Origin of the sequence: Butyricimonas sp. RTP31003st1_G1_RTP31003_210430 (assembly GCF_040920905.1) — a bacterium.
GTDB classification, from domain to species: domain Bacteria; phylum Bacteroidota; class Bacteroidia; order Bacteroidales; family Marinifilaceae; genus Butyricimonas; species Butyricimonas paravirosa.
Genome location: NZ_JBCOSQ010000019.1, coordinates 12,195 through 37,560, shown reverse-complemented (window position 1 = coordinate 37,560; position 25,366 = coordinate 12,195). Strand labels below are relative to the sequence as shown.

Below are 25,366 nucleotides of genomic sequence, written 5' to 3'. Positions count from 1 at the left end.
GATCACGGATGCGGATAACATGGGATTCGGTATTCCGGTGACGGCTTTACGTGAGTTATTGGAACAGATCGGTGATCTGGATACAAGTGTATATAACGTGCAATGTAATAGTTGTGACGAGTTTATTTCCGATGAAGAGGAATATTGCCCGTCATGCGGGGATAAGTTGCCATCGAATGTTTTCCAGGAACGTTCATTGACCGACTTGGCAGTTTTCTGCGAGGAAGCTATTCAGGCTATGGGAATTAATCCCGTGTTGGCCCGTGTCGGTTACGAGAGTTGGGTGTTCCACAAGGGAAGTTCAGAGATCCGTATGTTCGTGTACCAGCGTTCTTACCTGTTCTGTACTTCACCGATCAACGTGTTACCGAAGAAGAATCTCGAACCCGTGTTGACCTACTTGTTGAATGCAGAGGTGAAACCTTATCAATTGGGATTGGACGGTAATCAGATTTATCTGTCTTACCGGATTCATATCTCCGACATTTTCTCTGATTTTGCAGACGAGGTACAGAAAAATATCACGAATATGGCGTTCAAGGCAGATGAGCTGGATAATTACCTGATGGATACTTTCGGGTGTGAATTGTCCGAGTATGCCAAGAAAGACGCTTGATAGAGGAAAATATATTGAGTCAAAGGGGCTGTTCAAAAAGTCACTTTTTCAACAACTACCCCCACTAACTCCCCCTTGCACAGGGGGAGAAACCGCTTGGTAATCAGCTCTCCCCCTGTGCAAGGGGGAGTTGGAGGGGGTAGCTTGTAGATACTGGATAAGACTTCCCGAACAGCCTCTCTGTGTAAAGTAAAAAAATGATGAAGACAGAGAAAGAGAAGATGCTTGGCGGGGAGCTGTATAACGCCATGGACCCCGTACTATACGCGGAGAGGATTCGGGCCAAAGAGTTGTTGTACGATTATAATCATACCCGGCCTTCCGAGAAAGAGATCAGGGAACGTATCTTGCGGGAATTATTAGGAAGTACAGGGGATAATTTTCTGATTGAACAGCCGTTTAATTGTGATTACGGGTATAATATCCGCATCGGGGAGAATTTCTATGCGAACGTGGGGTGTACGATTCTCGACGTGGCTCCCGTGACGATTGGTGATAACGTGATGCTTGCCCCGAACGTGAACATATACACGGCAGGTCACCCGTTGGATGCGGAGATTCGTAATTCGGGGTTGGAATACGCTTATCCGGTAAATATCGGGAACAACGTCTGGATTGGGGGAAACGTGACGATTGTACCGGGAGTAACTATTGGCGCTAACACGGTGATCGGTGCGGGGAGTGTTGTGACGAAGGATATTCCGGCTAACGTGGTTGCCGTGGGAAATCCTTGTCGGGTTGTCCGGGAAATTCCGAAATAGAGATGATTGTGTATATAATTGTTGTATCTTTATCTGCAAAATGAGAATATGGATAAAGTGATTTTAACCCAAGAGAATATAGGACAGGAACATATTTGTTGTGCCATGTCTGACAAGAAAAGTGCTGAGGGAGTGAAGGCCAAGAAAGAGTGGTTGGCGTGTCGTATGGAGGAGGGATTGAAGTTTGTCAAACTGAATGTCCGGGGAAAAGTTTTCATCGAGTATTTACCGGCTGAATATGCTTGGGTGCCTATCGAGGCGGACGGCTACACCTTCATCAATTGTCTGTGGGTGGCCGGATCGTTTAAAGGACACGGATACGGTCGGGAGTTGTTGAAAACGTGTGAGGAAGATGTTGCGGATACAAACGGTGTGGTCGTGATGGTAGGTAAGAAGAAGTTACCGTATCTTTCGGACAAGGCTTTTTTCATCAGGCACGGGTACGAGGTGTGTGATTCGTGTGTTCCGAGCATCGAATTATTGGTAAAACGGTTTAGACCGAATGCTCCGTTTCCTCGTTTTAAATCGTGTGCCTCTGCCGGTTTGGGCGATGATGTTAAGGGAATAGATATATTTTACACGGCACAATGTCCTTTTACGGTGCCCTATATCAAACTACTAGATCCGGTTATTCAATCTTCAAGTGTTCCCGTGCGGGTACACCCGATAATGACTCGTGAAATGGCACGGGATCATCGGGCGCCGCTCACCACGTATAGCGTGTTCGTGGATGGGAAATTTTATACCCGAGAAGTTCTTACTCCGGCAAAGTTACAGAAACTACTGGAGGAACAGTAAGTTTCGGTTTGGAGGCGTGGTAAATTACAGGTCTGTTTTTACCGTGTCTTTTTTGTCAATGTAATTGGAGAAACGGAATTCCGGCATACCGAGGGCCATGGCGGCATGAATCGTGCCGTTTATTCCCAGCATATTAGCGAGAGTTCCCTTGTTTTCCTGATGGATGGCGGTGCAGACGAATCCCATGTAGAATTGGTTTACCCCGAGACATTCCGCCATGAGTGACCCGTTCTGATAAGCCAGATTTGCGTCTGCACTTCCGAAACGACTGGTTTTTGGCGTGTGGATAAACAGGGCGGCCGTGGCTCCCCGCAGAATCATGTCGTGTCCGTTGGCATACTCCCGGTTCAGGCGGTCAAACACGGGCAGGTAACGGTAGGCGTCCGGCATAATTCGTTTCAAGATGGGTTTTAGTATCGGGTTTTTCAATTTCTTGGCGGCCGAGTTAAATACGTCTAGCGTGAAACGACTGATTGCGTTCAGTTGTTTGGGATCGGTTACCAGTGTGAAGTGTACTTGTTGCATATTACTTGCCGTTGGGGCACGATGGGCGGCCTCGATGATTTGTTCCAGCATCTCTCTGGGAATCGGTCTGGTCGAAAATGCCCTGTTCGAACGGCGGGCTTTGCACACGAGCATCATTTGTTCGGGGGTGGGGTAGTCACTGTATTTGAATGCGTGTACCTTTTCAGGCGGGAATTCGGAATGAAGTACCGAGCTGGTAGGACACACTGCCACGCAATGCCCGCACGCGATGCAATTTTCTACGTTTTGTACTTTTACTGTGGAGCCTTTTGTTTCCTGTGTGATGATTTGTGAAGGGCATACTCGTGCGCACTTGCCGCATTTAATGCAGGTACCCGTGTTGATACTTAATTTTCCGTCCATGATTCTGTCATTTTGCCTGTGTTAATAATACGTTGTATTGTTTACAAAAATAATGAATATTCTTTAACTTTGGAATCGTAAATTTGAACTAACCGGGGTATTATATGAAACAGATCGTTTTAACATTGGGGGCACCGAATGATGAACAGGGAAATTTAAGCCCGATGGCGGTGGATCGGCTAGAGTGTACATTAGGGCTTTATCTTCATAATGATGGTGTGAAGATTCTTTGTACTGGGGGATTTGGTGAATCCTTCAACACGACCAATCATCCTCATGCTTATTATTCAAAACGTTTTTTGATCGAGCGAGGGGTAAGGGAAAGTGATTTCTTAGAATTCGCGCTGACCACGAATACGGTGGAGGACTTCCGGATGTCAAAGCCGATAATCGAGCGGGAAAGGCCGGATTTGTTGTTCATTGTTACTTCTGATTTTCACATGGAGCGGGTGAAATTACTACATGGTCTTATTTTGAACTATCCTCACGTGGTTTTTATCCCGGCAAAATCAAGTCTGTCGGGAGAAGAGTTAGCTCCTTTGGTTTTACACGAGAAACTTGCCGTCAAGAGTTTACGGGATCGGGATTTTAAACTGTATTAATTGGGATGGATATTTTTGAGAAAAAACAAATTCTTTCTTTTGTGGATTTAAATTTTCCTTTATCTTTGCATCCGCATTTGGAGAGGTGGCAGAGTGGTCGATTGCGGCGGTCTTGAAAACCGTTGTACTGCGAGGTACCGGGGGTTCGAATCCCTCCCTCTCCGCAATAAACGCTGAAAATCAGCAAATTATAAAACAAACACCCAATTTTACACCCAAGAATGTAAAGTTGGGTGTTTTTATTTTATTTAAGACGAATCATATTCGCTCGGAAAATAATTTGATAAAAAACAGAACAAACGAAAAAAACAACCAATTCATTTTCCGTAAGATTTCGTATCTTTGCAGTAAATAATAAATCAGGGTCTGTCATGATAATATATAATGTTTAAAAATCGTAGTATGAAAAAAAGTAGAAGAAAACGCCTTGTAATTTTGTGTATAGCTTTAGTTTGTATCATAGTTTTAGTTTTTTTATTGTTCTCTAAATCAACTTCTAATAATAGTACAAATCCACCTTTGACAGATGTTTTGACTGATAGCATTTCTCGGATAGTATCAGCTTGTCCTGGTGAAATTGGAGTGGCAATTATTATTAATAACACAGATACAGTTAAAGTTAATGATAAGAGTGTATATCCTATGATGAGTGTATTTAAGGTTCATCAGGCATTAGCTCTTTGCAATGATTTTGATAACAAAGGGATTTCACTTGATACCTTAGTAAAGATAGATAGGAATAGACTTGATTCAAAGACTTGGAGTCCTATGATGAAAGATTATTCCGAGTTGGTTATATCATTAACCGTGAGAGATTTACTTCGTTATACTATTGCTCAAAGTGATAATAATGCAAGCAATCTGATGTTTAAAGATATGGTCAATGTTGCTCAAACTGACAGTTTTATAGCCACACTTATTCCTCGTTCAAGTTTTCAGATAGCTTATACAGAAGAGGAAATGTCGGCTGACCACGATAGGGCTTACTTTAATTATACATCTCCTCTTGGTGCCGCAATGTTGATGAACCGTTTGTTTACCGAAAGTATTGTCAGTGGTGAGAAGCAAAGTTTCATTAAGAATACATTAAAAGAATGTGTGACAGGTACAGATAGAATAGTCGCTCCGCTTCTTGATAAAGAAAGGGTTTCTATTGCACATAAGACGGGTTCTGGTTATGTCAATGAAAATGGTATTCTTGCAGCTCACAATGATGTTGCCTATATATGCCTGCCTAATAATGTCTGCTATACTTTAGCGATATTTGTTAAGGATTTCAAGGGTAATGAATCACAAGCATCACAATATGTTGCGCATATATCAGAGGTCGTATATTCTTTATTAATACAAAATTCGGCAATTCCTTAAGTTGCGTTTACTTTGAAGCTTCAATGGTAAACATTATATAATTTATACAATATAAAAGCACTTCGTAACTATCAGAGTGCTTTTATATTGTCTTTTTTTTCTATTATAACTTGAATCCTCTACTTTTTCTTGGTTCTTCCGTTGGTTGTCGCAAACCTTGCCGAAGTTTCTCCCATTGCTCTTTGAACCATTCGCTTATCGGTTGCCTGTTTATGGTCAGTACAAGTTTGCTATCATCGGTCGGATTCTTCTCCACCTTGAAGATGTTGTTTTTGATTTCAAACTTTCTTCTATGTTCCTCGGAATAAATCTTGCCATTACATTGGATAGCTTCTTTCCTTGTCAAAAGACAATCTATCATATCTTTGGTAAATCCAATGACAGCGCAGAGTTTTTCCATTCTCAACATTTCTCTAAGCATCGGAAACCACTTGAATGCCTTTTCAAGCAGAGTGTTCAATCGTGATATTTCCCTGTCTTTGGCTTCAAGTTCTTGGTTGTGTATGCTCTGAAGATTGCGTATCTGTTTGCCATGTCGCTCTTGCATTTCCTGCATTTGGATTTTGAGGGTGTCAATACCTTTGTCTCGTTTGGCAATCTCTTGGTGCAAATCTTCATTAGTTCGCTCCAGCTCTTTCATCTTTCCACTTCCGAAAAGAGAACCAACTCCGCTTGCTATGGCGGTGGCTGCATTGGTGGCTGTTTTCTTTAGCTTGTCAGTGCGTATTTCTGATTTCACCTGTTTCAGTTCCTGTTCAGCAAGACCTATCTGTTCTTCTTTGTGCCGTTTTGCAGCATCCATGCGTTGCAGTTCGGCTCTCTGCTTTTCAATGATGAAATCATTTCGTTCCAAATGTTCCTTTCCGGTCTCGGATTTAGATTGCCCACGTTGCATGGAGAGGATGTCAGATGCCAAAGTCTGCATTTCCATCATATCGTCATCATTGAGCTTTTGGCTCTTGCCCGTGTCGTGGTTCATCCAGTCGAATACGATGTGTGCATGGTAATTCGGCTTGAACCATCTTTCACCTACTTGGAAACTCTCCTTGTCCTCTGCATCAGGCTGTCCGCTTAGCCAATGTCCCTCGTCTTTGTGCAGGAAAATTTGAAGCGGAGTGATGCCCCAGCGTCTTTGACATTCCTCGCCAAATTTCTTTACGTCTGCCAGTGTGGTGTCCGCTTTGATGAGCAGCACACCCTCACGGATGGGCGAGCATCCTGCCACTTTTATGATTTTTCCGTTCTTTCCTTTGCGCTCCCGCTCTTTCTCCTGCATGGCACGACCTGTCTTTTCCTTTACCATCCGTTTGATGTTGTCGTAGTGCGTCTGTAAATTCGGACTACAGAAATCCGGGTTTATCCACTGCTCGTTGTCGGCAGAGAGTTCGGACACGATGTAGATTCTGGACTCTCCGATATTACGCATATACTCGGTAGTCCTTCGGTTATGAGCCTCGCTTGATTTGATGTTGCAAGGTTTGATATGTATGCTTGATTTAGTTGCCATAACTATTCTGATTTTATTGTTTACGATAGGTTGTTTTGCTCGCTTTCGCAGAGGGGTTCTTAGGGGTACTAACCCATAAGCGGAGTTTCCAAAGAGAGGGTCACTCTTTGGTCGGGTTGCATAGGGCTGACAGCCCTTGCCGGGTTCTTAGGGCAGAGCCATAAGCCCCTCGGGAGAGCCCACAACTACGAAAGCGAAGCGTGTAGTTATAGTGGGCTATAACCGAAAGCCTCCCGGTTTCTTCGCCGATACATTTTGCTTCCTCTTGACAGGTTGAACCAGCTTCTCCCTTTCTATCTTTTTCTGTAGGTATTCGTTCAAGTCCTTGCATCCGCTGTAGGTCTGCGAAGCGTCACGGATGTATAAGTCCCTGCCGTATTCCATACGGATTTGTTGGAGTGCTTCCATCCCCGCACGGTCATTGTCAAAGAAACAATGGATGCGCTCGTAGTTCCCCAAAGGATAGAGAGCTTTGGAAACATTGGCTACGGAGTTCAGCACCATATAATCCTGTCTATCCAGTTCGGGATATTTCGGACAACTTTCCATTCTCAAAGTAAGAAATGAAAGATAGTCCATAAATCCCTCGAACACATAGCACGTTTCCCTTGCTGTTCCAGATTGTCTGATGTGGGATATTTCCTTTGGTGCGATACAGCCTTTGAAATAGCGGTTGCGGATTTCATATCCGCCCGATACATTGGGAAAGGCAATGGCGAAATAGCGTTTGCCATGATGGGTGAAATGCGCTTCACTGCATTCTTTTTTCGCCAGTGTAATGTTTATCCCCCTTTCCTGCAAATAAGCAAGCAGGGCAGGAGATGAAAGCGGTACAATCTCCAGCTGTTGGAAACTTGGTTCGGAAAATGATTGCTTGCCAAAAGAAAAAGACACGGGGCGAATGTTGAGTGTCTGTTCTCCGATTCTTTGCAGGAGATATGGCACATGGTCGGAACAATAAAGTTCCTGTGCAAGTGCGATGATATTCCCACCCTTACCGAGTGCAAAGTCATACCATTGGTTACGTTCTGTATTCACCTTGAACGATGCTTTCGTTTCTTCCCTTAGCGGTGACTTATACCACAGGTTTATCCCCTGCTGTTTGACCGGAGAAAAGCCCAGACTGTGCAGATAATCTGCTATCTTGATTTGTTTCGCTGTCTGTATATCCATAAAACGATTGGTTTAATGATAATTGAATTGGTTTATTTCTCTTTTCGCCCGTACCTCTCTTTATGAAGTACGGTCTATAATCACTTCACTTTATTCTCGTATATATAGAGTACGGTAATAAAGTGAAGCGGTTTTGCCACATTCCGCAACCACTTCGCTTTATCCCTAATATATAGACCATCGGAATAAAGTGAAGCGATTGCAAGGTGCGGGCTAATAGTGGAAGTCGGGCATGAACGTGTACTTCCTGCCGTTCTCCTGCACTATCATCCGTTTGTTCCGAAGCATGGTGATGAGCGATACCGCCTTTTTATGGTTCAGCTTTACACCCACCGACACATAAGTCTTGATTAAGGTGTCTTCCAGTTCCTTGTAGCCGTATTCCTCTTTCAGTCCGAAAACAGCTTCCAGTGCGATTCGGTGCTGCTGTTCGGTGATATGCTTGTAAGGATCGAACTTTTCCTCTTCCGGTCTTCCCGGTTTCTTGGCTTCGGGCTTGTAACCCTCCAGCAGTTCGGGCAGAGCATTGTCATTGATGCGGAATGAAAAAGGCTCGAAGTCCATTGCCCGTATGTGCATGGCTGAAACATTGCTTATATCTCCATTGCTCTTGTCCTTTTCCACAAGGAGGACTGTTTCCGCCTTGTTGTTCAGTTCCGTGCCGATATGCCCCCTTGCGTTCTCATCGCCCTTGTTTTGGTGGAGTATCGTGTGGATATGTATCTGCCTGTCGTCCGTCCACTGCATCAGCTTGGATATGATGCGTGTCGATTCACCGGGGCTGTTGATGTCATATACCATGTCACGGATGCCGTCTATGATTACAAGGGCTATGTCAGGCGTATTGTAAATAGCCTGTTCAACAATCCTGATACGCTGTTCAGGCGTGTATTTCCTCAAAGCAAGAAATTCAAGATTTTCATTGTCCCTGTCATCGGGAAGCCCTGCCATCCGCAAAATACGTTTCATTACTTTCAGACAATGGTAAGGGCTCTGTTCCGTGTCCACATAAAGGATTTTCCGTTTGTCTTCCGGAAGTTCCGCCACATATCGCAATACCGTACCATTCCTCAATGCGGCGGCTACGATAGCCGACACATTGAAAGTTTTTTTGCTCTTGGCTTTGCCGATGGATGCGCTGAAATTCCCCAATGTTCCTATGACGGAACTATGTACTTTGAGAATTTCAGGTGCTTTCTCGTAACTTTTCGACAGGCTCAAACGTGAGGCTTGCCAAAGGATTACGGCTTCTTCCGCCGATATTTCCTTTATATCTTTCATATAGTCCATAAGTACCCCTCCCGTTATTTTCGTCCTCCGGTTTTCTTTCCAGCCAGTTCAAGGGCAAGTTCCGCATCCACGATAATCTTACGCCCTATTTGCGTAATGGCTTTGTCTATCTTTCCGCTTTTCTTTATACGGTTGGCGGTTGGCAGACTGCACCCGAACAATTTGGCAATGCCAAGTATTCCGTACACATACTTCCTTTCTGTGTCCGTTACAGGTTGCGGTTGCGCTTCCGTTTGGTTGGAAGCGTGTTTGCTTAGGAATATGAACTCTTCGCCTGTCATCTGCCAGACGGGTTTTAATAATAACTCTTGAAGATTTGTCATCGTCCAATCTATTTAGTCGTTAAACAATCAGCCCTGCGCACTGGCTGCTATTTCTGTTCTCGAACGATGCAAAATTAGGTATGGCTGTAAGTGGTAAGGATGTGGATGATATAAATAGGATGTTGCGCTATCTTATTAAATATCAGACAATAAAAATACCACTCAAAAATTAATTTGAGTGGTAAAAGTGGTAATTTCGTGGAGTATCAGGATATATCACGAATTATCAGAATATGCTTTCCATTTCTTTGGCGAATTTTTGGTTGCTGTCACTCGGAAAATCGGAAACTGGCTCTTTGTATTTTGACCGATAATAACTCTCGTCAATATCCAGCAGTTTTAATATTTGGCTCCTCCATTCATCCCTGTATTGCTTGGATAGTTTCTCGCTCATCAGGAATATCAGGTAACACACCCGTATCTTTTCCCTTGCCTTGATTTTTAGTTTGTTCTTGCAGGGGTACAGGTTTATATTGGCATAGAAGTCCGCTATGGTAATGGCTTCAAACTGTTCCCCGACACAGGTTTCATAAATAGGCGAAAGCGGCTTCATGTCAAAATATTCATGCTGTTCCTCCGGTGTATTATGTACTTCTTCTGGCGCATTTTGCTCGACTAATTCCTCCGGTCGTTTTTCTTCCACATCATCAGGAAGGTATTTTTTCAGGACTTCCATAAAAAGAAGACTTAGGCGGTAAACATCACCGGAAAGGTTTTCGATATATTGAAAAGCCTCTTTCCTGTCTTGCTTTTGCAGATCATAGAGTTTATCCAATTCTTTCTTTTCCTTGTCGTATTCAGCCTTGCAGCGTTCATATTCCTTTTCTGCCTGTATTTCTTCTTCGTCCGTATGCTCCCGAAAACCAATGAAATCATACCTGTGGTATGCGTCATTCAAAGGTTCGTGCAACTTGGTGGTAATCTCCAACTGGTCTCTAATTGCAGAATTACGCCTGTCTGCGTAGTGAAAACATACACGCTTTATGATGTCATCATTCAGTGGTTTTGTTTCATAAGCCCGTATATTCTTTCCTATTTCGATTTTCAGACTATTGAGAATCAATGTGTATTGTTCTTTCTGCTTGTCAAGTATCAGTTCAAGGATAGCGGCTTCAAAAGCCTTTGTATCATTATGCTGCCTGTAAAAATCGGTGATGAATTTTTGCTTGTCAAAAGAAAAAGCATAATTGGTCACCCAATCATTATATATCCTGTTGAGTTCTCCATATAGGGGAATCAGTTTGTTAATCTCTCCTGCCATAGATTTCAATTTTGGGGATTATTGTCCTTGTCAAGGAAAGATGTCAGTTCTTCTTCCACCTCTTCCACGCTTGGCAAGGCTGATTTCAGGTTTTCGGGTATAGCCTTGCTCAACTGGTAATCACTGATACCTATCGGCTGGTCGTAGCCTGTCAATGCGTATTGTGCTACCACCTCATCTTTTCCCTTACACAGCAACAACCCGATAGTCTTGTTGTCATTCTCTCCCCTCAGTTTGTCATCCACCACATTGATGTAGAAATTCAACTGTCCTGCATACTCCGGCTTGAATGGGGTAGCCTTTAGCTCTATAACAATGTATGCGTGTAGCGGAATTGAATATAGAATCAAGTCGGCAAAGAAATCACTGTTGCCAATTTGAAAATGCTTCTGCCGGGCGACAAAGGCGAATCCGTTGCCCATTTCCAACAAATAACGGGCAACGTGTTTTACCAGTTGTTCCTCTATATCCCTTTCATCTGCCTTTTCTTTTGCTCCTGCCAAATCAAATATATACGGGTCTTTCAACAGATAATTGGCAAGGTCACTTTGTGGTGCCGGAAGTGTGGCTGTGAAATTGTTTACCTTGTTGTTGCTGATTTGTCTGTTATATAGGTTGGTTTCAATTTGTATTTTAAGCACATTGCTGCTCCAGCCCATTTCTACAGACTGTTTCATGTACCAATATCTCACACCTAACGGCAACGAACTGTCAAGTATAACCATTTGGCTTGCCCAGTTTATTCTGGCAACAGGGGAGGTCAAGAAAAATTTTTCTATCTCCTTAATCTCCATTCTGTAAATGGCAGAAACAGTTTTCGCCACATCCTGAATTTGCGCAGGAGCTTCCTGCGTAAATTCTAAGGACTGACAATCAGCGGATTGTATTTGCGCAGTAAGTTCCTGCGTAAATTGTCCGTTGTTTAGTTTCAGGACTTCATCTGTAACATTCTGTATGCTTGGAACAGACAGTCTTGCATCTGTATCAATGAAGCTGCGTAGTACGTTCAGCGGATATGACCGTGCAAATTGGCACATATAGGTAAGGTTGCGCTCCGAATAGCCTTTCTTTTCAGGATAATTGAAACGGATAGCCTTAGCCAGTTGCTTGATGATTTTGCTTCCCCAGCCTTGCAAGTTTTGATGATACAGGATATAGTTGCCCATTTTCCAGTAATGGAACAGCATTTGCGCATTGGCTGCGGTAATCAGCCGGACTTGCGCCTGTTCTATTTCCGAACCGACAGCATGAACAAATGCGTCAAAGTCCGTTTTTCCTATATGATATTCTCTGTTATTTTCCATTCTAATGTTTATTGTTGTCGCAAATATAATTCAAATAGCTGATAATCTATGAAACTGATTGATACTTTTATAGTTGGTTAAACTTGTTCATGGCATTAGCCTTAATATCATCTGCTATGTCAATATAGGGTTTCATGGCTTTATAGTCACTATGCCCCGTCCATTTCATTACGACCTGTGCCGGAATACCGAGAGCCAGCGCATTACAGATGAATGTTCTTCTTCCTGCATGAGTGGTTAACAGTGCGTATTTGGGTGTGACTTCATCTATACGTTCATTCCCTTTATAATAAGTTTCCCGTACAGGTTCGTTGATTTCAGCCAGTTCCCCCAGTTCTTTCAAATAATCGTTCATCTTCTGATTGCTGATAACAGGCAGTGCCATGTGGTTTTCAAAATGGACTTCCTTGTATTTTTCAAGTATGGCTTTGCTGTGGTCGTTCAGTTCAATTATCAGGCTGTCTGCCGTTTTGACAGTGGTAACTTCGATGTGGTCGGACTTCACATCGCTTCTTTTCAGGTTGCGAACATCTGAATATCGCAGGCTTGTGAAGCAACAGAACAGAAAAACGTCCCTGACACGCTCCAGATATTGTTTGTCTTTCGGTATCTGATAATCTTTCAGTCTGTTCAATTCGTCCCAAGTCAGGAATATCACCTTTTTAGAGGTGGTTTTCAATTTGGGCTTGAAAGTGTCGTATGCTATATTCTGATGATGTCCTTTCTTGAAGCTCCAGCGCAGGAACCATTTTAGGAATCCCATCTGTTTGCCGATGGTGCTGTTCCTCATATCCTTTTTGTCACGCAGGAAATTCACATACTCGTTCAATCCGAACTCGTTGAAGTATTCAAAGGTTACATCTTCCTTGAACTCTTTGAGGTGGTTTTTCACTGCTGAAAATTTTTCGTAGGTGGATGCCGTCCAGTTATTCTGATTGCCACACTCCTTCACAAACTCATCGAACACCTCCCAAAAGCTTATCTGTGTTTCTTCCTGCTGCTCTTCGCTGGTATCTTTCATCCGCAGGTTGAACGCATCCTTTAGCTGTTGGGTGGTCGGCATGGTTTCCTGTACCTCAAACTCCTTGAACACGTTTTGAATCTCGGCATAATATTTCAGCAAGTCCGCATTGATTTCGGATGCACTTTGCTTTAGTTTGTTGGTGCATCCGTTCTTCACTCGTTGCTTGTCGGCATCCCATTTGGCTACGTCAATCCGGTAGCCTGTTGTAAACTCGATGCGTTGGCTTGCGTATATGACACGCATACGGATGGGTACGTTCTCTATGATTGGCACACCGTTCTTTTTTCGGCTCTCCAATGCGAAAATGATGTTACGTTTGATATTCATAATTGGGTGCGTTTGAAATTCTACACCCAAATATACACCCAATATTTGGAATAGCAAAAGATATTCAGAAAGATTTAGATTTACTCTGCACTTTAGATAGTATATGATTATCAGTGATTTGCAATTTTATGATATTTCTTGAAAGTGTAGGTTCGAGAGCCTCTCTCTCCGCGAAAAACAACCAAATAATGAGAGAGTTAGCACACGAAAGCTGACTCTCTTTTTGTATTTTAAAGGATTCGAACGAAGGGATGGTGGGTTCGTAACGCGTTCATGAGAAGTCTGAAGGACTTCGAGTTACCCCTCCCTCTCCATGAAAACAATCAAGTAATGAGATAGTTAGCATACAATGGCTGACTCTCTCCCCATCTTTTCCTAAGGTAATAACCTCCCCCAGTCTCCACCGAAGCTGCCCGGTCCGTTTGGCCGTCCTCCTCCGCCACTTGTGGAACCAACAGAGGTTACCATGGAATTTGTGGTAAAGGTTGTTACCGAACTACCGCCCGTGTAGGTTGCGTTCGTGTGTAACCCGTGGAATTCAGTGCCACCTGCCACGCTACCGCCTGTGCTTACGGTGTAAGTCGTGTTCGCAGCGAGGGAGGGGCTACTGAATAGGAAGGTTAATTGTGTGTATGATCTCGGTAATTGGTAGGTTAATATACTCGTTCCATCTGGAGATTGGATGTTTATAATTTGTCCTTCGGTTCCGGAGGTCCCGTAAACGAGAGAGTGTTGGGTGCAGGTCTTTGTGGTTGGGGTACTGGTACTCCCGCCTGTTCCGATGATGATTCCCCCGGTGATTGTAAAAGTGTTCTGGTCGCAATCGAATCCTTCTTCCGGCATGGTTGTGCCGGAGGCAATCACGGAACCTCCCGTAATGGTGAGGGTTCCATTGGAGTCAATGCCATCATTGTTGGAGCTGTAACAGTAGGTCATTCCGCCATTGATCACGATAGCATTCGCCGCGTTAATACAATCGTCGTAGGCGATAACTTCTATCGTTCCGCTTTCAATTGTGAGGGTGGCCTTGCTTTCTATACCTTCGCTATTCTCGCCCCCGGTTGTTTTAACAGTGACGTTACTACCTCTAATCGTGAGATTTCCATCGCTTTTAATACCTTTGGCCGAGGCGTCCAGACGACCGTATATATAAGGTTTACCCGTGGTTGTCACATTTACCGTGCAATTCTCAATCGTGAGAGTTCCGTCACAGTTAATGCCTTTACCCGCGGAGCCGCTACTGGTGATCGTTAGAGTGGTTCCGGGATTGGTTATTTTAAAACTGCCGTCACATTTTATGCCTGCCGCCGAGGATATGTCATTACTCTCGTAGAAGGCGTTGCCCGTGGTGGTAATGTCTAATGTACCCCCGGTAATCACGACGTGTCCCCCGGATTTGATTCCCTTGGAGGCCTCGCCCGAGACGGCGAGACGGAGGTCCCCGCCGTTAATGGTGGTGTTACTTTCGCTTTTTATTGCCATACCTTTTTGCCCACTCGTCGTGATCGTTAGGTTTCCCCCGTTAATCTTGATGAAAGGGGAGATCGTGTAATCATTGTCCTCGCAGGATGCGACAATCCCGTCGTCCGTGCTGTTTATTGTGATCTCTCCCCCGTTGATTTCGATACAGCCTTTCTCACATTCAATCCCGTCACCGGAGGCGTTGATGTGGAGTGTACCTCCATCTATCAGCACGTAATCATTAGCATGGATGCCGTCTTTCACGGCTTGCTGTATGGAGAGAGTAACGCCTGCCCGGATGCGCACGTAGTCATCGCTACAAATGCCATGTTTGTAGTTGGCGGTGATGTTCAGCGAACCGGTACCGCTAAAGACCAATTGTCCTTCACTGAAGAAACAGGCTTTCATGTCCTCGCTGCCGGAAGAGGTGTAGGAAGTTCCGTCCGTGAGGGTGTTCGTCGTGTTGTCGGGTAGTACGACGTAAGCTCGTTTACCCGATTGTATGTTGATGGCGGGACCGTCGGGGTTAGTCAGATTTACGGTGTTTAGTGTCAGTTTGAATTTTTTATCGCTGTATAGTTTGAACATTCCGTCAGGAGAGGTTCCCGACAAGATGTATTCTACTTGATCAATGGAAGAGGTGATTGTCACGTCGGCCCCGTTACATGATACACTTACTCCCGTAGGGAGGGAGGAAACCGTGGCATTATTCCCGGAGTACTTGATCGTGACGGTAGAGGTAAACGTGGCGTTTTCCACGAAGTCTTCCGGATCAGATTCCAGTACGTCGTTGATGGTAATCTCTTCCGGATCATCAACAAGATCCGGAAGGTCTGTATCCGATTTGCTACATGCCCAAGCGATGTCAATAGCAATGAATAGGGCAAGGTACACGTATTTTTTCATGGTAGTTTATTTTTTGATTAACGAATTTGTATCAAGAAATCGGTTAAAGTTATCCTTGTACTGGTCGCCCACGGGGATATAGGTGTCCGGGGCGAAAATGATCCGGTTGCGAGCAACTTCCTTCACTTTGTCGAGATGTACGATATAGGAGCGATGCACTCGCATGAAACGGTTGGTGGGTAGCCGTTCCTCGATTGCTTTCAGGCTGAGAAGTGTCATGACGGGTGGTTGGTTTTCCCGAAAAATCCGGGCGTATTCGCTTTGTCCCTCGATGTAGAGAATGTCCCGGAAATCTATCCGGATCATCTTGTAATCGGCTTTCACGAAGAGACTATCGGGGTTTTCGCCTTCCTCGCTGCGGTTGAGAGGGCGTGAGAATAACTCGTGTTGCAACCTCGCTTTGTCGGCGGCGTGGAGAAAGTCCTGATAATTGAATGGTTTTAACAGATAATCGGTTGCATCGACTTTGAACCCCTCAAGCGCGAATTCCGAGTAGGCCGTGGTAAAAATGATCATCGGTTTTCGGACCAGAGATTTCACGAAATCCATACCGCTGAGATCGGGCATGTTGATGTCGATAAACATCAGGTCTATTTCCTTTTCCGAGAGAACCCGCATGGCTTCCAGTGCGCTGGAACATGAACTTTCCAGTTCAAGAAATGGGGTTCTCTTGATATAGTCACCCAGTTTTCGCAGGGCGAGGGGTTCATCGTCGATAGCAATACAACTGATCATGATTCTATTGGAATAATAAGGTTTACACTAAACGAGTTTTCTTCGGCACGGGTTTCCAAGATGTATTTGTCACCATAGAGTAGTTGGAGCCGTTTGGTCACGTTTTCCAGCCCGATACCGGAAGGGTTACGGGTGTCACTGAAATTGCTGTTCACGATGTAGAATGAGAGTTCTTTTTCCCGTGTTTCCAGCATGATATGAACGAATGAGGGATGCTGGTAGCTGATCCCGTGTTTGAATGCGTTCTCTATGAACGAGATAAAAAGAAGTGGCGGGATCTGCACGTCCGGCAGGTTGTCCGCTATATTTACGTTGATGTCGATGGAGTCCGTGTAGCGAATCCGCATCAAGGCGATGTAATTGTTCAGTAACGTGATTTCTTTTTGGAGAGAGATTATCGGTTGACTTGAATCATAGAGGATGTATCTCATGATTTTAGAGAGTTCGATCACCGATTCTTTGGCTTTTTCCGTGTCAACGTCAATCAGGGCGTGAATATTGTTCAGCGTGTTCATGAAGAAATGCGGGTTGATCTGGTGTTTCAGATATTCCAGTTCGGTTTGCAGGTTTTGTTTTTCCAGTTCTTTCAAGTGGCGATCGTCCCGGATGGATTTGAACAGAAGTTTGATTGCTACGTTGAATCCAACCATGAGAATAGCCAGCAGGAGTTGGTTGAAAAACGGATTGCGAGGGAATGGGGCCTTGAATTTAAACGGGGCCTTTTTCGCTTGTTGAGGCTGCATTTGTTCCTTCTTTTCCGGTAGGGGCATTTGTTCACCGGACGGGGGGGCGAAACGTTCACCGCCGGGGCCTCTTTCTCCGGGGCGTGGAGCGTTTTCAAACGGACGTTCGGTAAATGGCCGGGGATGGGGGATTGTTTGGCGAGTTTCAAATGGGTTATATATGAAAATCACAAGGATAACTCCCAGCGTGACAATGAGGTATTGCCACGGTTTCTTATCCAGCAGGAAAAAGGGTAACAGGAGGTAGTTGTGAACGCAGAAGAGCATGAAGAAAGGAAGAATAATCATCCATTCCCGTGAAATGTCGTCCCAGTTAAGGCCTGTTTCCCGGTCGAAGTGCAATACGGGAACGGCGAATACGATGATCCATGCCAGTGCGTAAACTAAGTTTTCCAGTATTCTTTGTCGTTGTTCGGTGTTTTTCATGGTATTAAAACTTATGCGTGTAACCTAATCCTAGCATCTGTTTCCCGTTTGATTCGTCGTCATCCGTGAAGTTCACGTAACGGTAATACAGTTGAAGGGCGTTCTTTTTATTGAGTTTATAGCAGCTGCCGATGATGTATTTCAGGCGATCCATGCTGTTGCCTTGCGGGTTATTCAGCGTGTTGTACCATTCGATGGAGGCAAACGGTTCGAAGGCTGACCGGCGTATGTCGTATTCTACTTTCAGACGGCTACGGAGGTAAAGTTTTGGATTTGCCCGTTTTGCCGTTTCTTTCACGTGTACCCGGTAGGTACTCTGAAAACGTTCCCGCAGGGAGAACGTGAAACGATGTAATTTGTAGGAACCCGTGAGATAGAAATAGTAGCGGTGGCGCGTTTCCCAATCTTTGGAGGGATGATTGTAGTTAATTAGATTGTACGCGCCGCCCGCTTTCAGGTGGTTGCAGACCCGATAAGAAATTTCTAGCGTGGTTGAAAAACGATCTATTTCTTGGAAGTTGTCACGGAGGCGGAAATCTTCTTCCAGCGTGATCGTGAACTTTGGGAATATCTTTTTGGAGAGTTCAATGCTAAATGAATTCTCTAGGTTGTCTTGTGCCGTCAGGGGCAGGACTGAAAGTAATAATATTATGATCGTGATGTAGCGCATGGTGTTATTCTCCTTCTTTTGGGAATTTGGTTAAATGATCCACGGTGTTTGTTTCCCGGCTGTCCGATTCGTAGTAAACTTTGATGAATGCGGCGTCCCGAAGGAAGTCGATATGTCCGATCTCGATCTTTTGTATGTGCAGCCCCGTGCGGGCGGAGAGGTCTGCGATGAGTTCTTCCCGTTTGTCGGGTGTGATAAGTTGAATCCGGTCGTAAAGAATCAGTTTGCTACTCGTGTGTTTCAGCCATCTCTCGCTTTCCAACAGGCAGGTCACGAGCAGGAAGATGGCGTTTGTCACGAGCATCTCGGTGAGGCCCACTTGGATGGACAGGGCGTTGATAACGGACAAAGCCGTGATCGTGAACAAGTAGGTCATTTCCCGGATAGGCACGGATTCTGTACGGTAGCGGATGATCCCGAAGATGGCGAAAATACCGAGAGCGAAACCGATTTTCAGTTTCACGCTGCCGAGCAGGAAGATGAGGAAGAACACGCTGATACTGATTAGGGTGAACGTGAAGTAGTAGTCCCGGCGTTTGCTTTTCGGGTAGTAGAAGAAATGAATGATGATTCCGACCACGATAAAGTTGAAGACGAACCGGAACAAGAGTTGCCAGAGGTCTGCCATGTCTATCAAGGGTGTTTCGGATAGCAGGTCTTCCGTGAGGTCAAGAAAAGAGTTCATAATTCAAGGTTTTATTAATTTGTATGAGGATAGGTTTGAATCGGTTTTGTTTTAATGCCGGATCAGTCAGCACGGAGCCGATACAGAATTTACTGAACCCGCCCGGGTGAATATGATGATCGGCAAGTAGCTGGCGGGCAAGTGACGGGCAGTTGCCGTCCTGTTTCAGCTCGATAATCACGAGATCGGGAAGGGATTGCTCCCTACCCGTGTGAAGATTACGGAACCGGATGTTCGTGTCTATCGTCAGGCGTTCCGTTTTATCCCGGTTGACGAGAGTCACTCGTTCGAAATAGTTTTCCAGGCAGGGCCGTAGTTCGTCAGTCCCGAAAAGGGTATGACGGCTCAGAAAGTCGTTGTCCGCGGGGCAAATAACTTGTCGTGTTTCCGGTAACAGGACCCTCTTTTTGTCGGTACGGCCTTTATTACTCTTGTCTTTGATCTCTAAAAAGGTTTGCCGGGTGTCGGCATATTCCCGTATTCTGATTTTCTCCCGGCTCTTTTTCCCGTTATGGTGGGCGAGGTACATCGCGTTGTGGGGTGTATCATAATAAATGGTATGGTAGGATGCGATGCGCCTGCCCATGACTTCCTGCACGAGGTAGTCTTTTTCAAAACACGGAAGAAGGTGTAACCAATTTGTCGAATTTGTAATAAATTTTGTATCTATCCGGTTCATCAAGCGTACCTTTTCCATTTCATCCAGCGTGATGGGGGTGAAACGGGAAAGTTGGGGTCCTATTTGTAAGTTGATGAACATGATGTTTTTTCTTGCTTGTTGAGTAAAAGTAAGATAGATCGTGATAATTCTGAAAAATAATCAATAAAGAGCCGTTTTTTATCTACGAATAGGCGAATGTTATCTATTGGTTTTTAGGTGAAAGTCGTTTTTGAAAACCCGTGTTCTTTTTAATGTAATAAAATGATTGTATCTTCGTACCCATATTGGCGTTTTATGAATAAAGTACTGATTATAGACGATGAAGATCAATTAAGGGGATTATTATCCCGGATCATAGGGCTGGAGGGGTACGAGGTCTTCCAGGCGGATTCCTGCAAGAACGGGTTAAAGCAATTGGCTTTGCACGATCCGGACGTGGTGTTGTGTGACGTGCGTTTGCCGGACGGGAACGGGGTGGAGTTGATTGCGGAGATCAAGCGGACAAAGCCGCTGGTGGAGGTGATCATGCTGACTGCCCACGGGAATATTCCCGACGGGGTGCAGGCGATCAAAAACGGGGCATTTGATTATCTCACGAAAGGGGATGATAATAACCGGATTATCCCGTTGATCAGTCGGGCTATGGATCAAGTGGCAAAGGCCAAGCAGGAGAGTCAGGCGGAGATTCCGGTGGATCGGGAATACTCGTTTGACACGATTCTGGGGAGTTCAATGGCAATCCGGGAGGCCATTGCGCTGGCAAAGAAGGTTTCCGTGACGGATGTCCCCGTGCTATTAACGGGGGAAACCGGAACGGGGAAAGAGGTGTTCGCGCAGGCGATTCACCGGAATAGCGAACGGGCCAAGAAGTCTTTCGTGGCGGTGAATTGTGCGGCTTTCAGCAAGGAATTGCTGGAGAGCGAGATGTTTGGACATAAAGCGGGTTCTTTCACGGGCGCTTTGAAGGACAAAAAGGGATTGTTCGAAGAGGCGAATCACGGCACGATATTCTTGGATGAGATCGGGGAAATGGCGTTTGATTTGCAGGCGAAGTTGCTGCGTATTCTGGAGGCTGGTGAATTTATTAAAATAGGAGATACGAAACCCACGAAGGTGGACGTGCGGGTGATCGCTGCCACGAACCGGGATTTGACAAAAGAGATCGGGAACGGGCATTTCCGGGAGGATTTATATTATCGGCTTTCCGTGTTCTGTATTCCGTTACCGCCATTGCGGGAACGGGTGGAGGATATAGAAGTGTACGCGCGGGCTTTCGTGCAATATTTCGGGGCGAAGATGAAGAAGAAGGGGTTGGAGATTCATCCGGATTACATGGAATGTTTGAAACGTTACGGCTGGCATGGAAATGTCCGGGAATTGCGTAACGTGGTGGAACGGAGTATCGTGATCGCGGGAGAGGGGCAGTTGACGGTGGATGATCTGCCGCTTGAATTGCGACGTCCGGTCCCGGCCGCGGGAGAAACGGGAGGATTTTCCGATTTTGATATGGCGAATATCGAAAAGAATCATATCCGGAGGGTTCTTCAACACACGGGGGGCAACAAGACGGAGGCTGCCCGGTTGATGCGTATCGGGTTAACTACTTTGTACCGTAAAATCGAGGAATACGGGTTGGGAGACAAATAACAAGTATCGTTCGTTTGTTTTCCGTTTTGCTATACCGAAATGAAAGGATGACCTTTTCATTTTGGTAGGGTTTCTTGTCTTTTATCCATTCCAATAAAGATGTTTATATTCTTGTTTCATAGATGGTTATAATAATTGTTCCTTCATGTGGCATACCATTGGTATCACAAGGGCAAAGATTATTGAATTAATATATGAAATTATGGAACAGGTATTATCATTTATTTTCTTGTGTCTGACAGGCGTCGTCTGTTACTGGTTTTTCTTTAAGTGTATTGATTGGTTTGAGAAGATTTAAAGGAGGAAAAGATGTTTACGGTATTATTTATTTTTAGTGTGGTGATGTTCGGGTACATGATGTATGTACTGGTTCGGCCCGAGAAATTTTAGATAAAATAAGAAATGAATACAGAGATTCTAGGTAGTGTATTGCAGATCGTCCTGTTGGTGGTACTGGCTTACCCGTTGGGACGTTACATTGCAAAAGTGTACAAAGGGGAGCGTGTATGGACGGATTTTATGGCTCCCGTGGAGAGATGGATGTTTAAATTAGGCGGTATAAACCCGGAAGAGTCAATGAACTGGAAGAAATTCTTGGTGGCATTGTTGACGATCAACCTGTTTTGGTTCTTCTGGGGGATGTTCCTTTTGGTCTTCCAGGGGCATCTGCCGTTGAACCCGGATGGGAATGTGGGACAAACACCCGATCAGGCGTTCAACACTTGTATCAGTTTCATGGTAAACTGTAATTTGCAGCATTATAGCGGTGAATCGGGATTGACTTATTTCACCCAGTTGTTCGTGATCATGTTGTTTCAGTTTATCACTGCCGCCACGGGTATGGCCGCGTTGGCCGGGATATTCCGGGCGATGGCTGCCAAAACGACACGGGATTTCGGTAACTTCTGGGCGTTGCTCGTGAAGAGTTGTACCCGAATCTTGTTACCGTTAGCTTTGGTTGTTGGTTTTATCTTGATCATAGAAGGTGTTCCGATGGGCTTTGACGGGAAAATGGAAGTGACCACGTTGGAGGGACAGACCCAGATGATTTCACAGGGACCGACGGCTGCCATCGTGCCAATCAAGCAGTTAGGGACGAATGGCGGTGGTTATTTCGGGGTGAATTCTTCCCATCCTTTGGAGAATCCGACTTTCCTGACGAACATGACGGAATGTTGGTCGATATTAATTATCCCGATGGCGATGGTGTTTGCGCTAGGATTCTACTTGAAACGCAAAAAGTTAGCCTACACGATCTTCGGAGTGATGTTATTTGCCTTCCTTGTGGGTGTTTTTGCCGCTCATTATTTTGAAATGCGAGGCAGTGAGCAGATCAACGAGCTGGGAATAGCCCAAGAGCTGGGAAGCATGGAAGGTAAAGAAATCCGTATCGGTTCCGCGGGTACGGCCCTGTGGAGCCAGGTGACTACGGTAACATCCAATGGTTCCGTGAACGGTATGCACGATAGCCTGACTCCCATCACGGGAATGTTCACGATGTTGAACATGATGATAAACTGTTGGTTCGGCGGTGTCGGAGTGGGATTCATGAATTACTACGTGTTTATCATCATAGCCGTGTTTATCAGTGGATTGATGGTCGGGCGTACCCCGGAGTTCCTAGGGAAGAAGGTGGAAGCGAGAGAGATGAAGATCGCCATGATCGTGGCATTGGCTCACCCGTTCTTTATCTTGTTGTTCACGGCGATAGCTAGTTTTTTGGCGGCTCACAATCCCGAACTGGCGGGAGCTTGGCTGAATAACCCTTCGTTCCACGGTTTAAGCGAGATGCTATACGAGTACACCTCTTCGGCTGCCAATAACGGTTCCGGTTTCGAGGGATTGAGCGATAACACCTATTTTTGGAACTACACGTGCGGTATCGTGCTGATCATGGGACGTTACCTCCCGATTGTCGGTCAGGTGGCCATTGCCGGGTTGCTGGCAAGTAAGAAGTTTATCCCGGAGAGCGCGGGTACGCTAAAGACGGACACGACGACTTTTGCCGTCATGACTTTCCTCGTAATCTTTATCGTGGCAGCCTTGTCGTTCTTCCCGGCATTGACGTTAGGGCCTATCGCTGATTATTTATCATTTTAGAATTTGAATTATAAATCGTGTATGAATATGAAATCCAATAAATCAACTTCACTTTTCCCGCGGGAATTGGTGCTGGAGAGCTTGAAGCAGTCGTTCGTGAAGTTAAACCCGCGACTGATGGTAAAGAATCCCGTGATGTTCACGGTGGAGATTTGTACGGTGTTGATGATTGTTGCCACGTTGTATTTTCTTTTTGCCGGGATCACGGATCAGGGGTCATTCGGTTATAACGTGGCTGTTTCCATCATATTATTTATCACCTTGTTGTTTGCCAATTTCGCCGAGGCTATCGCCGAAACGAGAGGGAAGGCACAGGCTGATAGTTTGCGAAAAACGAGAGAGGAGACTCCGGCGAAGATGATCGTGAACGGTAAAGTACAGGTGATCAGTAGCTCCCAATTGAAGAAAGGAGATGTCTTCGAGTGTGAGGCCGGGGACGTGATTCCTTCCGACGGGGAAATTATCGAGGGATTAGCCTCTATTGACGAGAGTGCCATCACAGGTGAGAGCGCCCCGGTGATCCGCGAGGCGGGAGGGGACAAGAGTTCCGTGACCGGGGGAACCAAGGTCCTTTCCGATAAGATCCGTGTACAGGTGACGACCCAGCCGGGTGAGAGCTTTTTGGATAAGATGATCGCTCTGGTGGAAGGTGCATCTCGCCAGAAGACCCCGAACGAGATTGCGCTGACTATCTTGTTGGCCGGGTTCACGCTGGTGTTCGTGATTGTCTGCGCGACGCTGAAACCTTTTGGTGATTACGTGGGAACCAATATCACGGTGGCAGCTTTTATATCTCTGTTCGTGTGCTTGATCCCGACGACAATCGGGGGATTGCTTTCGGCGATCGGTATCGCCGGGATGGACCGGGCGTTACGTGCCAACGTGATTACAAAATCGGGTAAGGCGGTCGAAACGGCGGGTGACGTAGATACGTTGTTGTTGGATAAAACAGGTACGATCACGATCGGTAACCGGAAGGCCACTCGTTTTTATCCTTCTGCCGGGGTGGATGAACAGCATTTCGTGAGAGCTTGTATGTTGTCTTCGCTTTCCGACGAGACACCGGAAGGAAAGTCTATCGTGGAACTAGGGCGGGAGAGTCATCTCCGGATGAGGGATATTGACACGGCCGTGACCCGGATGATCAAGTTTACTGCCGAAACCCGTTGTTCCGGGGTGGACTTGGCAGACGGTACCCGGATTCGGAAAGGGGCTTTCGATTCCATTCGTGCGATCGCGGAGAGAGCCGGGAACGAATTCCCGCTGGAAACGGAACAAAGGATCCGCACGATTTCCGGTAACGGGGGAACACCGCTGGTAGTCTGCGAGAACGAGAAGATTCTGGGAGTTATCGAGTTACAGGATATTATAAAGCCGGGTATCTGGGAACGTTTCGAGCGGTTGCGTAAAATGGGTGTGAAAACGGTGATGGTGACAGGGGATAACCCGTTGACTGCAAAGTATATTGCTCAGAAAGCCGGTGTGGATGATTTTATTGCCGAGGCAAAACCGGAAGACAAGATGGAGTACATCCGGAAGGAACAGCAAGAGGGAAAATTGGTGGCCATGATGGGAGACGGAACGAATGATGCCCCGGCCTTGGCACAGGCCGACGTGGGGGTTGCTATGAACAGTGGAACACAGGCAGCGAAAGAGGCGGGAAATATGGTCGATTTGGACAATGACCCGACGAAGTTAATCGAAATAGTAGAAATCGGGAAGCAGCTATTGATGACACGGGGTACGTTGACCACGTTCAGTATAGCGAACGATGTCGCCAAGTATTTCGCTATCGTTCCTGCCTTGTTCATGGCAACAATTCCCTCGCTGGGCGTGTTGAATATCATGGGATTACACAGCCCTGAAAGCGCGATTCTTTCTGCGGTGATCTTTAACGCTGTTATCATCCCGTTACTGATTCCGTTGGCGTTGAAGGGGGTGGCTTACAAACCGATCGGAGCCTCAGCCTTGTTACGTCGGAATATGCTGATCTACGGGTTGGGAGGAATTATTGCCCCCTTTATCGGGATTAAGTTGATCGATCTACTGATCGGTTGGTTATTATAAAATGGAAACTTGTAAATGAAGAT

The 25,366-nt window shown here is 45.5% G+C and carries 21 protein-coding genes, 1 tRNA gene and 1 pseudogene; 9 read left to right on the top strand and 14 right to left on the bottom strand.

What is annotated here, in order from left to right; genetic code table 11:
* The 3 genes and pseudogenes from AB5542_RS07900 to AB5542_RS07890 all read left to right on the top strand — a co-directional run.
* Positions 1 to 616: pseudogene (locus AB5542_RS07900) on the top strand (YbjN domain-containing protein); the annotation flags it as partial.
* Positions 617 to 816: 200 nt separating this feature from the next.
* Entirely contained in the window at positions 817 to 1,377 is a 561-nt protein-coding gene (locus AB5542_RS07895) for a sugar O-acetyltransferase (protein WP_340279649.1), read from the top strand.
* A 48-nt stretch (positions 1,378 to 1,425) separates the two neighbouring features.
* Positions 1,426 to 2,175, top strand: coding sequence for a GNAT family N-acetyltransferase (locus AB5542_RS07890; protein WP_340279650.1), 750 nt, complete (start codon positions 1,426 to 1,428; stop codon positions 2,173 to 2,175).
* 24 nt (positions 2,176 to 2,199) lie between these two features.
* On the opposite strand, the gene AB5542_RS07885 is transcribed toward AB5542_RS07890, so the two are convergent.
* A complete protein-coding gene (locus AB5542_RS07885; protein ID WP_340279651.1) occupies positions 2,200 to 3,063 on the bottom strand; it encodes a nitroreductase family protein in 864 nt (287 codons plus the stop codon).
* Positions 3,064 to 3,167: 104 nt separating this feature from the next.
* On the opposite strand from AB5542_RS07885, the gene AB5542_RS07880 reads away from it, so the two are divergent.
* The 3 genes from AB5542_RS07880 (at position 3,168) to AB5542_RS07870 (ending at position 5,033) form a co-directional block, all read left to right on the top strand.
* A complete protein-coding gene (locus AB5542_RS07880) occupies positions 3,168 to 3,665 on the top strand; it encodes a YdcF family protein (protein ID WP_118305437.1) in 498 nt (165 codons plus the stop codon).
* A gap of 79 nt (positions 3,666 to 3,744) precedes the next feature.
* A tRNA-Ser gene (locus AB5542_RS07875) sits at positions 3,745 to 3,829 on the top strand.
* 238 nt (positions 3,830 to 4,067) lie between these two features.
* On the top strand, positions 4,068 to 5,033 hold the full coding sequence (locus tag AB5542_RS07870) for a CfxA family broad-spectrum class A beta-lactamase (protein WP_004319679.1): 966 nt from the start codon (positions 4,068 to 4,070) through the stop codon (positions 5,031 to 5,033).
* A 103-nt stretch (positions 5,034 to 5,136) separates the two neighbouring features.
* Here the strand turns inward: AB5542_RS07870 and AB5542_RS07865 are convergent, their stop codons facing one another.
* The 13 genes from AB5542_RS07865 to AB5542_RS07805 form a co-directional block, all read right to left on the bottom strand.
* A complete protein-coding gene (locus AB5542_RS07865; RefSeq protein ID WP_217734229.1) occupies positions 5,137 to 6,540 on the bottom strand; it encodes a mobilization protein in 1,404 nt (467 codons plus the stop codon).
* A 216-nt stretch (positions 6,541 to 6,756) separates the two neighbouring features.
* The gene (locus AB5542_RS07860; RefSeq protein WP_118308521.1) at positions 6,757 to 7,713 is read right to left on the bottom strand and encodes a toprim domain-containing protein; all 957 of its coding nucleotides are present in this window, start codon (positions 7,711 to 7,713) and stop codon (positions 6,757 to 6,759) included.
* 213 nt (positions 7,714 to 7,926) lie between these two features.
* A complete protein-coding gene (locus tag AB5542_RS07855; protein ID WP_009038174.1) occupies positions 7,927 to 9,003 on the bottom strand; it encodes an AAA family ATPase in 1,077 nt (358 codons plus the stop codon).
* A 14-nt stretch (positions 9,004 to 9,017) separates the two neighbouring features.
* On the bottom strand, positions 9,018 to 9,326 hold the full coding sequence (locus AB5542_RS07850; protein WP_005856031.1) for a DUF3853 family protein: 309 nt from the start codon (positions 9,324 to 9,326) through the stop codon (positions 9,018 to 9,020).
* A 226-nt stretch (positions 9,327 to 9,552) separates the two neighbouring features.
* Entirely contained in the window at positions 9,553 to 10,587 is a 1,035-nt protein-coding gene (locus AB5542_RS07845) for a hypothetical protein (protein WP_009038175.1), read from the bottom strand.
* A gap of 5 nt (positions 10,588 to 10,592) precedes the next feature.
* The gene (locus AB5542_RS07840; RefSeq protein WP_009038176.1) at positions 10,593 to 11,891 is read right to left on the bottom strand and encodes a YhcG family protein; all 1,299 of its coding nucleotides are present in this window, start codon (positions 11,889 to 11,891) and stop codon (positions 10,593 to 10,595) included.
* A 67-nt stretch (positions 11,892 to 11,958) separates the two neighbouring features.
* Entirely contained in the window at positions 11,959 to 13,242 is a 1,284-nt protein-coding gene (locus AB5542_RS07835; RefSeq protein ID WP_118308520.1) for a site-specific integrase, read from the bottom strand.
* Between the two features lie 375 nt (positions 13,243 to 13,617).
* Positions 13,618 to 15,609: a carbohydrate-binding domain-containing protein gene (locus AB5542_RS07830; protein ID WP_279040365.1), complete on the bottom strand. Its 1,992-nt coding sequence runs from the start codon at positions 15,607 to 15,609 to the stop codon at positions 13,618 to 13,620.
* A 6-nt stretch (positions 15,610 to 15,615) separates the two neighbouring features.
* Positions 15,616 to 16,344 (bottom strand): LytR/AlgR family response regulator transcription factor, encoded by a 729-nt coding sequence (locus AB5542_RS07825; RefSeq protein ID WP_279040363.1) that lies wholly within the window; start codon positions 16,342 to 16,344, stop codon positions 15,616 to 15,618.
* The gene (locus AB5542_RS07820; protein WP_279040361.1) at positions 16,341 to 17,513 is read right to left on the bottom strand and encodes a sensor histidine kinase; all 1,173 of its coding nucleotides are present in this window, start codon (positions 17,511 to 17,513) and stop codon (positions 16,341 to 16,343) included. The genes AB5542_RS07825 and AB5542_RS07820 overlap by 4 nt, the downstream gene beginning before the upstream one ends.
* A 4-nt stretch (positions 17,514 to 17,517) precedes the next feature.
* Entirely contained in the window at positions 17,518 to 18,183 is a 666-nt protein-coding gene (locus AB5542_RS07815) for a DUF2490 domain-containing protein (RefSeq protein WP_279040359.1), read from the bottom strand.
* A gap of 4 nt (positions 18,184 to 18,187) precedes the next feature.
* Positions 18,188 to 18,868, bottom strand: coding sequence for a DUF4956 domain-containing protein (locus AB5542_RS07810; protein ID WP_118305825.1), 681 nt, complete (start codon positions 18,866 to 18,868; stop codon positions 18,188 to 18,190).
* Positions 18,852 to 19,628 (bottom strand): polyphosphate polymerase domain-containing protein, encoded by a 777-nt coding sequence (locus AB5542_RS07805; protein WP_340279675.1) that lies wholly within the window; start codon positions 19,626 to 19,628, stop codon positions 18,852 to 18,854. Before AB5542_RS07805 ends, AB5542_RS07810 begins: the two co-directional genes overlap by 17 nt.
* Positions 19,629 to 19,823: 195 nt before the next feature.
* Here AB5542_RS07805 and AB5542_RS07800 point away from each other — a divergent pair, with 195 nt between their 5' ends.
* The 3 genes from AB5542_RS07800 (at position 19,824) to kdpB (ending at position 25,343) form a co-directional block, all read left to right on the top strand.
* Entirely contained in the window at positions 19,824 to 21,176 is a 1,353-nt protein-coding gene (locus AB5542_RS07800) for a sigma-54-dependent transcriptional regulator (protein ID WP_279040355.1), read from the top strand.
* 402 nt (positions 21,177 to 21,578) lie between these two features.
* Complete coding sequence (gene kdpA / locus AB5542_RS07790; RefSeq protein ID WP_087422079.1) at positions 21,579 to 23,276, top strand: potassium-transporting ATPase subunit KdpA; 1,698 nt, start codon at positions 21,579 to 21,581, stop codon at positions 23,274 to 23,276.
* A 27-nt stretch (positions 23,277 to 23,303) separates the two neighbouring features.
* On the top strand, positions 23,304 to 25,343 hold the full coding sequence (kdpB, locus tag AB5542_RS07785) for a potassium-transporting ATPase subunit KdpB (protein ID WP_279040353.1): 2,040 nt from the start codon (positions 23,304 to 23,306) through the stop codon (positions 25,341 to 25,343).
* Positions 25,344 to 25,366: the final 23 nt, after the last annotated feature.

Bases quoted from the DNA above. Each gene is read 5' to 3' on its own strand.
- AB5542_RS07895 (WP_340279649.1), top strand. From the start codon at position 817: ATGAAGACAGAGAAAGAGAAGATGCTTGGCGGGGAGCTGTATAACGCC.
- AB5542_RS07890 (WP_340279650.1), top strand. From the start codon at position 1,426: ATGGATAAAGTGATTTTAACCCAAGAGAATATAGGACAGGAACATATT.
- AB5542_RS07885 (WP_340279651.1), bottom strand. From the start codon at position 3,063: ATGGACGGAAAATTAAGTATCAACACGGGTACCTGCATTAAATGCGGC.
- AB5542_RS07880 (WP_118305437.1), top strand. From the start codon at position 3,168: ATGAAACAGATCGTTTTAACATTGGGGGCACCGAATGATGAACAGGGA.
- AB5542_RS07870 (WP_004319679.1), top strand. From the start codon at position 4,068: ATGAAAAAAAGTAGAAGAAAACGCCTTGTAATTTTGTGTATAGCTTTA.
- AB5542_RS07865 (WP_217734229.1), bottom strand. From the start codon at position 6,540: ATGGCAACTAAATCAAGCATACATATCAAACCTTGCAACATCAAATCA.
- AB5542_RS07860 (WP_118308521.1), bottom strand. From the start codon at position 7,713: ATGGATATACAGACAGCGAAACAAATCAAGATAGCAGATTATCTGCAC.
- AB5542_RS07855 (WP_009038174.1), bottom strand. From the start codon at position 9,003: ATGGACTATATGAAAGATATAAAGGAAATATCGGCGGAAGAAGCCGTA.
- AB5542_RS07850 (WP_005856031.1), bottom strand. From the start codon at position 9,326: ATGACAAATCTTCAAGAGTTATTATTAAAACCCGTCTGGCAGATGACA.
- AB5542_RS07845 (WP_009038175.1), bottom strand. From the start codon at position 10,587: ATGGCAGGAGAGATTAACAAACTGATTCCCCTATATGGAGAACTCAAC.
- AB5542_RS07840 (WP_009038176.1), bottom strand. From the start codon at position 11,891: ATGGAAAATAACAGAGAATATCATATAGGAAAAACGGACTTTGACGCA.
- AB5542_RS07835 (WP_118308520.1), bottom strand. From the start codon at position 13,242: ATGAATATCAAACGTAACATCATTTTCGCATTGGAGAGCCGAAAAAAG.
- AB5542_RS07830 (WP_279040365.1), bottom strand. From the start codon at position 15,609: ATGAAAAAATACGTGTACCTTGCCCTATTCATTGCTATTGACATCGCT.
- AB5542_RS07825 (WP_279040363.1), bottom strand. From the start codon at position 16,344: ATGATCAGTTGTATTGCTATCGACGATGAACCCCTCGCCCTGCGAAAA.
- AB5542_RS07820 (WP_279040361.1), bottom strand. From the start codon at position 17,513: ATGAAAAACACCGAACAACGACAAAGAATACTGGAAAACTTAGTTTAC.
- AB5542_RS07815 (WP_279040359.1), bottom strand. From the start codon at position 18,183: ATGCGCTACATCACGATCATAATATTATTACTTTCAGTCCTGCCCCTG.
- AB5542_RS07810 (WP_118305825.1), bottom strand. From the start codon at position 18,868: ATGAACTCTTTTCTTGACCTCACGGAAGACCTGCTATCCGAAACACCC.
- AB5542_RS07805 (WP_340279675.1), bottom strand. From the start codon at position 19,628: ATGTTCATCAACTTACAAATAGGACCCCAACTTTCCCGTTTCACCCCC.
- AB5542_RS07800 (WP_279040355.1), top strand. From the start codon at position 19,824: ATGAATAAAGTACTGATTATAGACGATGAAGATCAATTAAGGGGATTA.
- kdpA (WP_087422079.1), top strand. From the start codon at position 21,579: ATGAATACAGAGATTCTAGGTAGTGTATTGCAGATCGTCCTGTTGGTG.
- kdpB (WP_279040353.1), top strand. From the start codon at position 23,304: ATGAAATCCAATAAATCAACTTCACTTTTCCCGCGGGAATTGGTGCTG.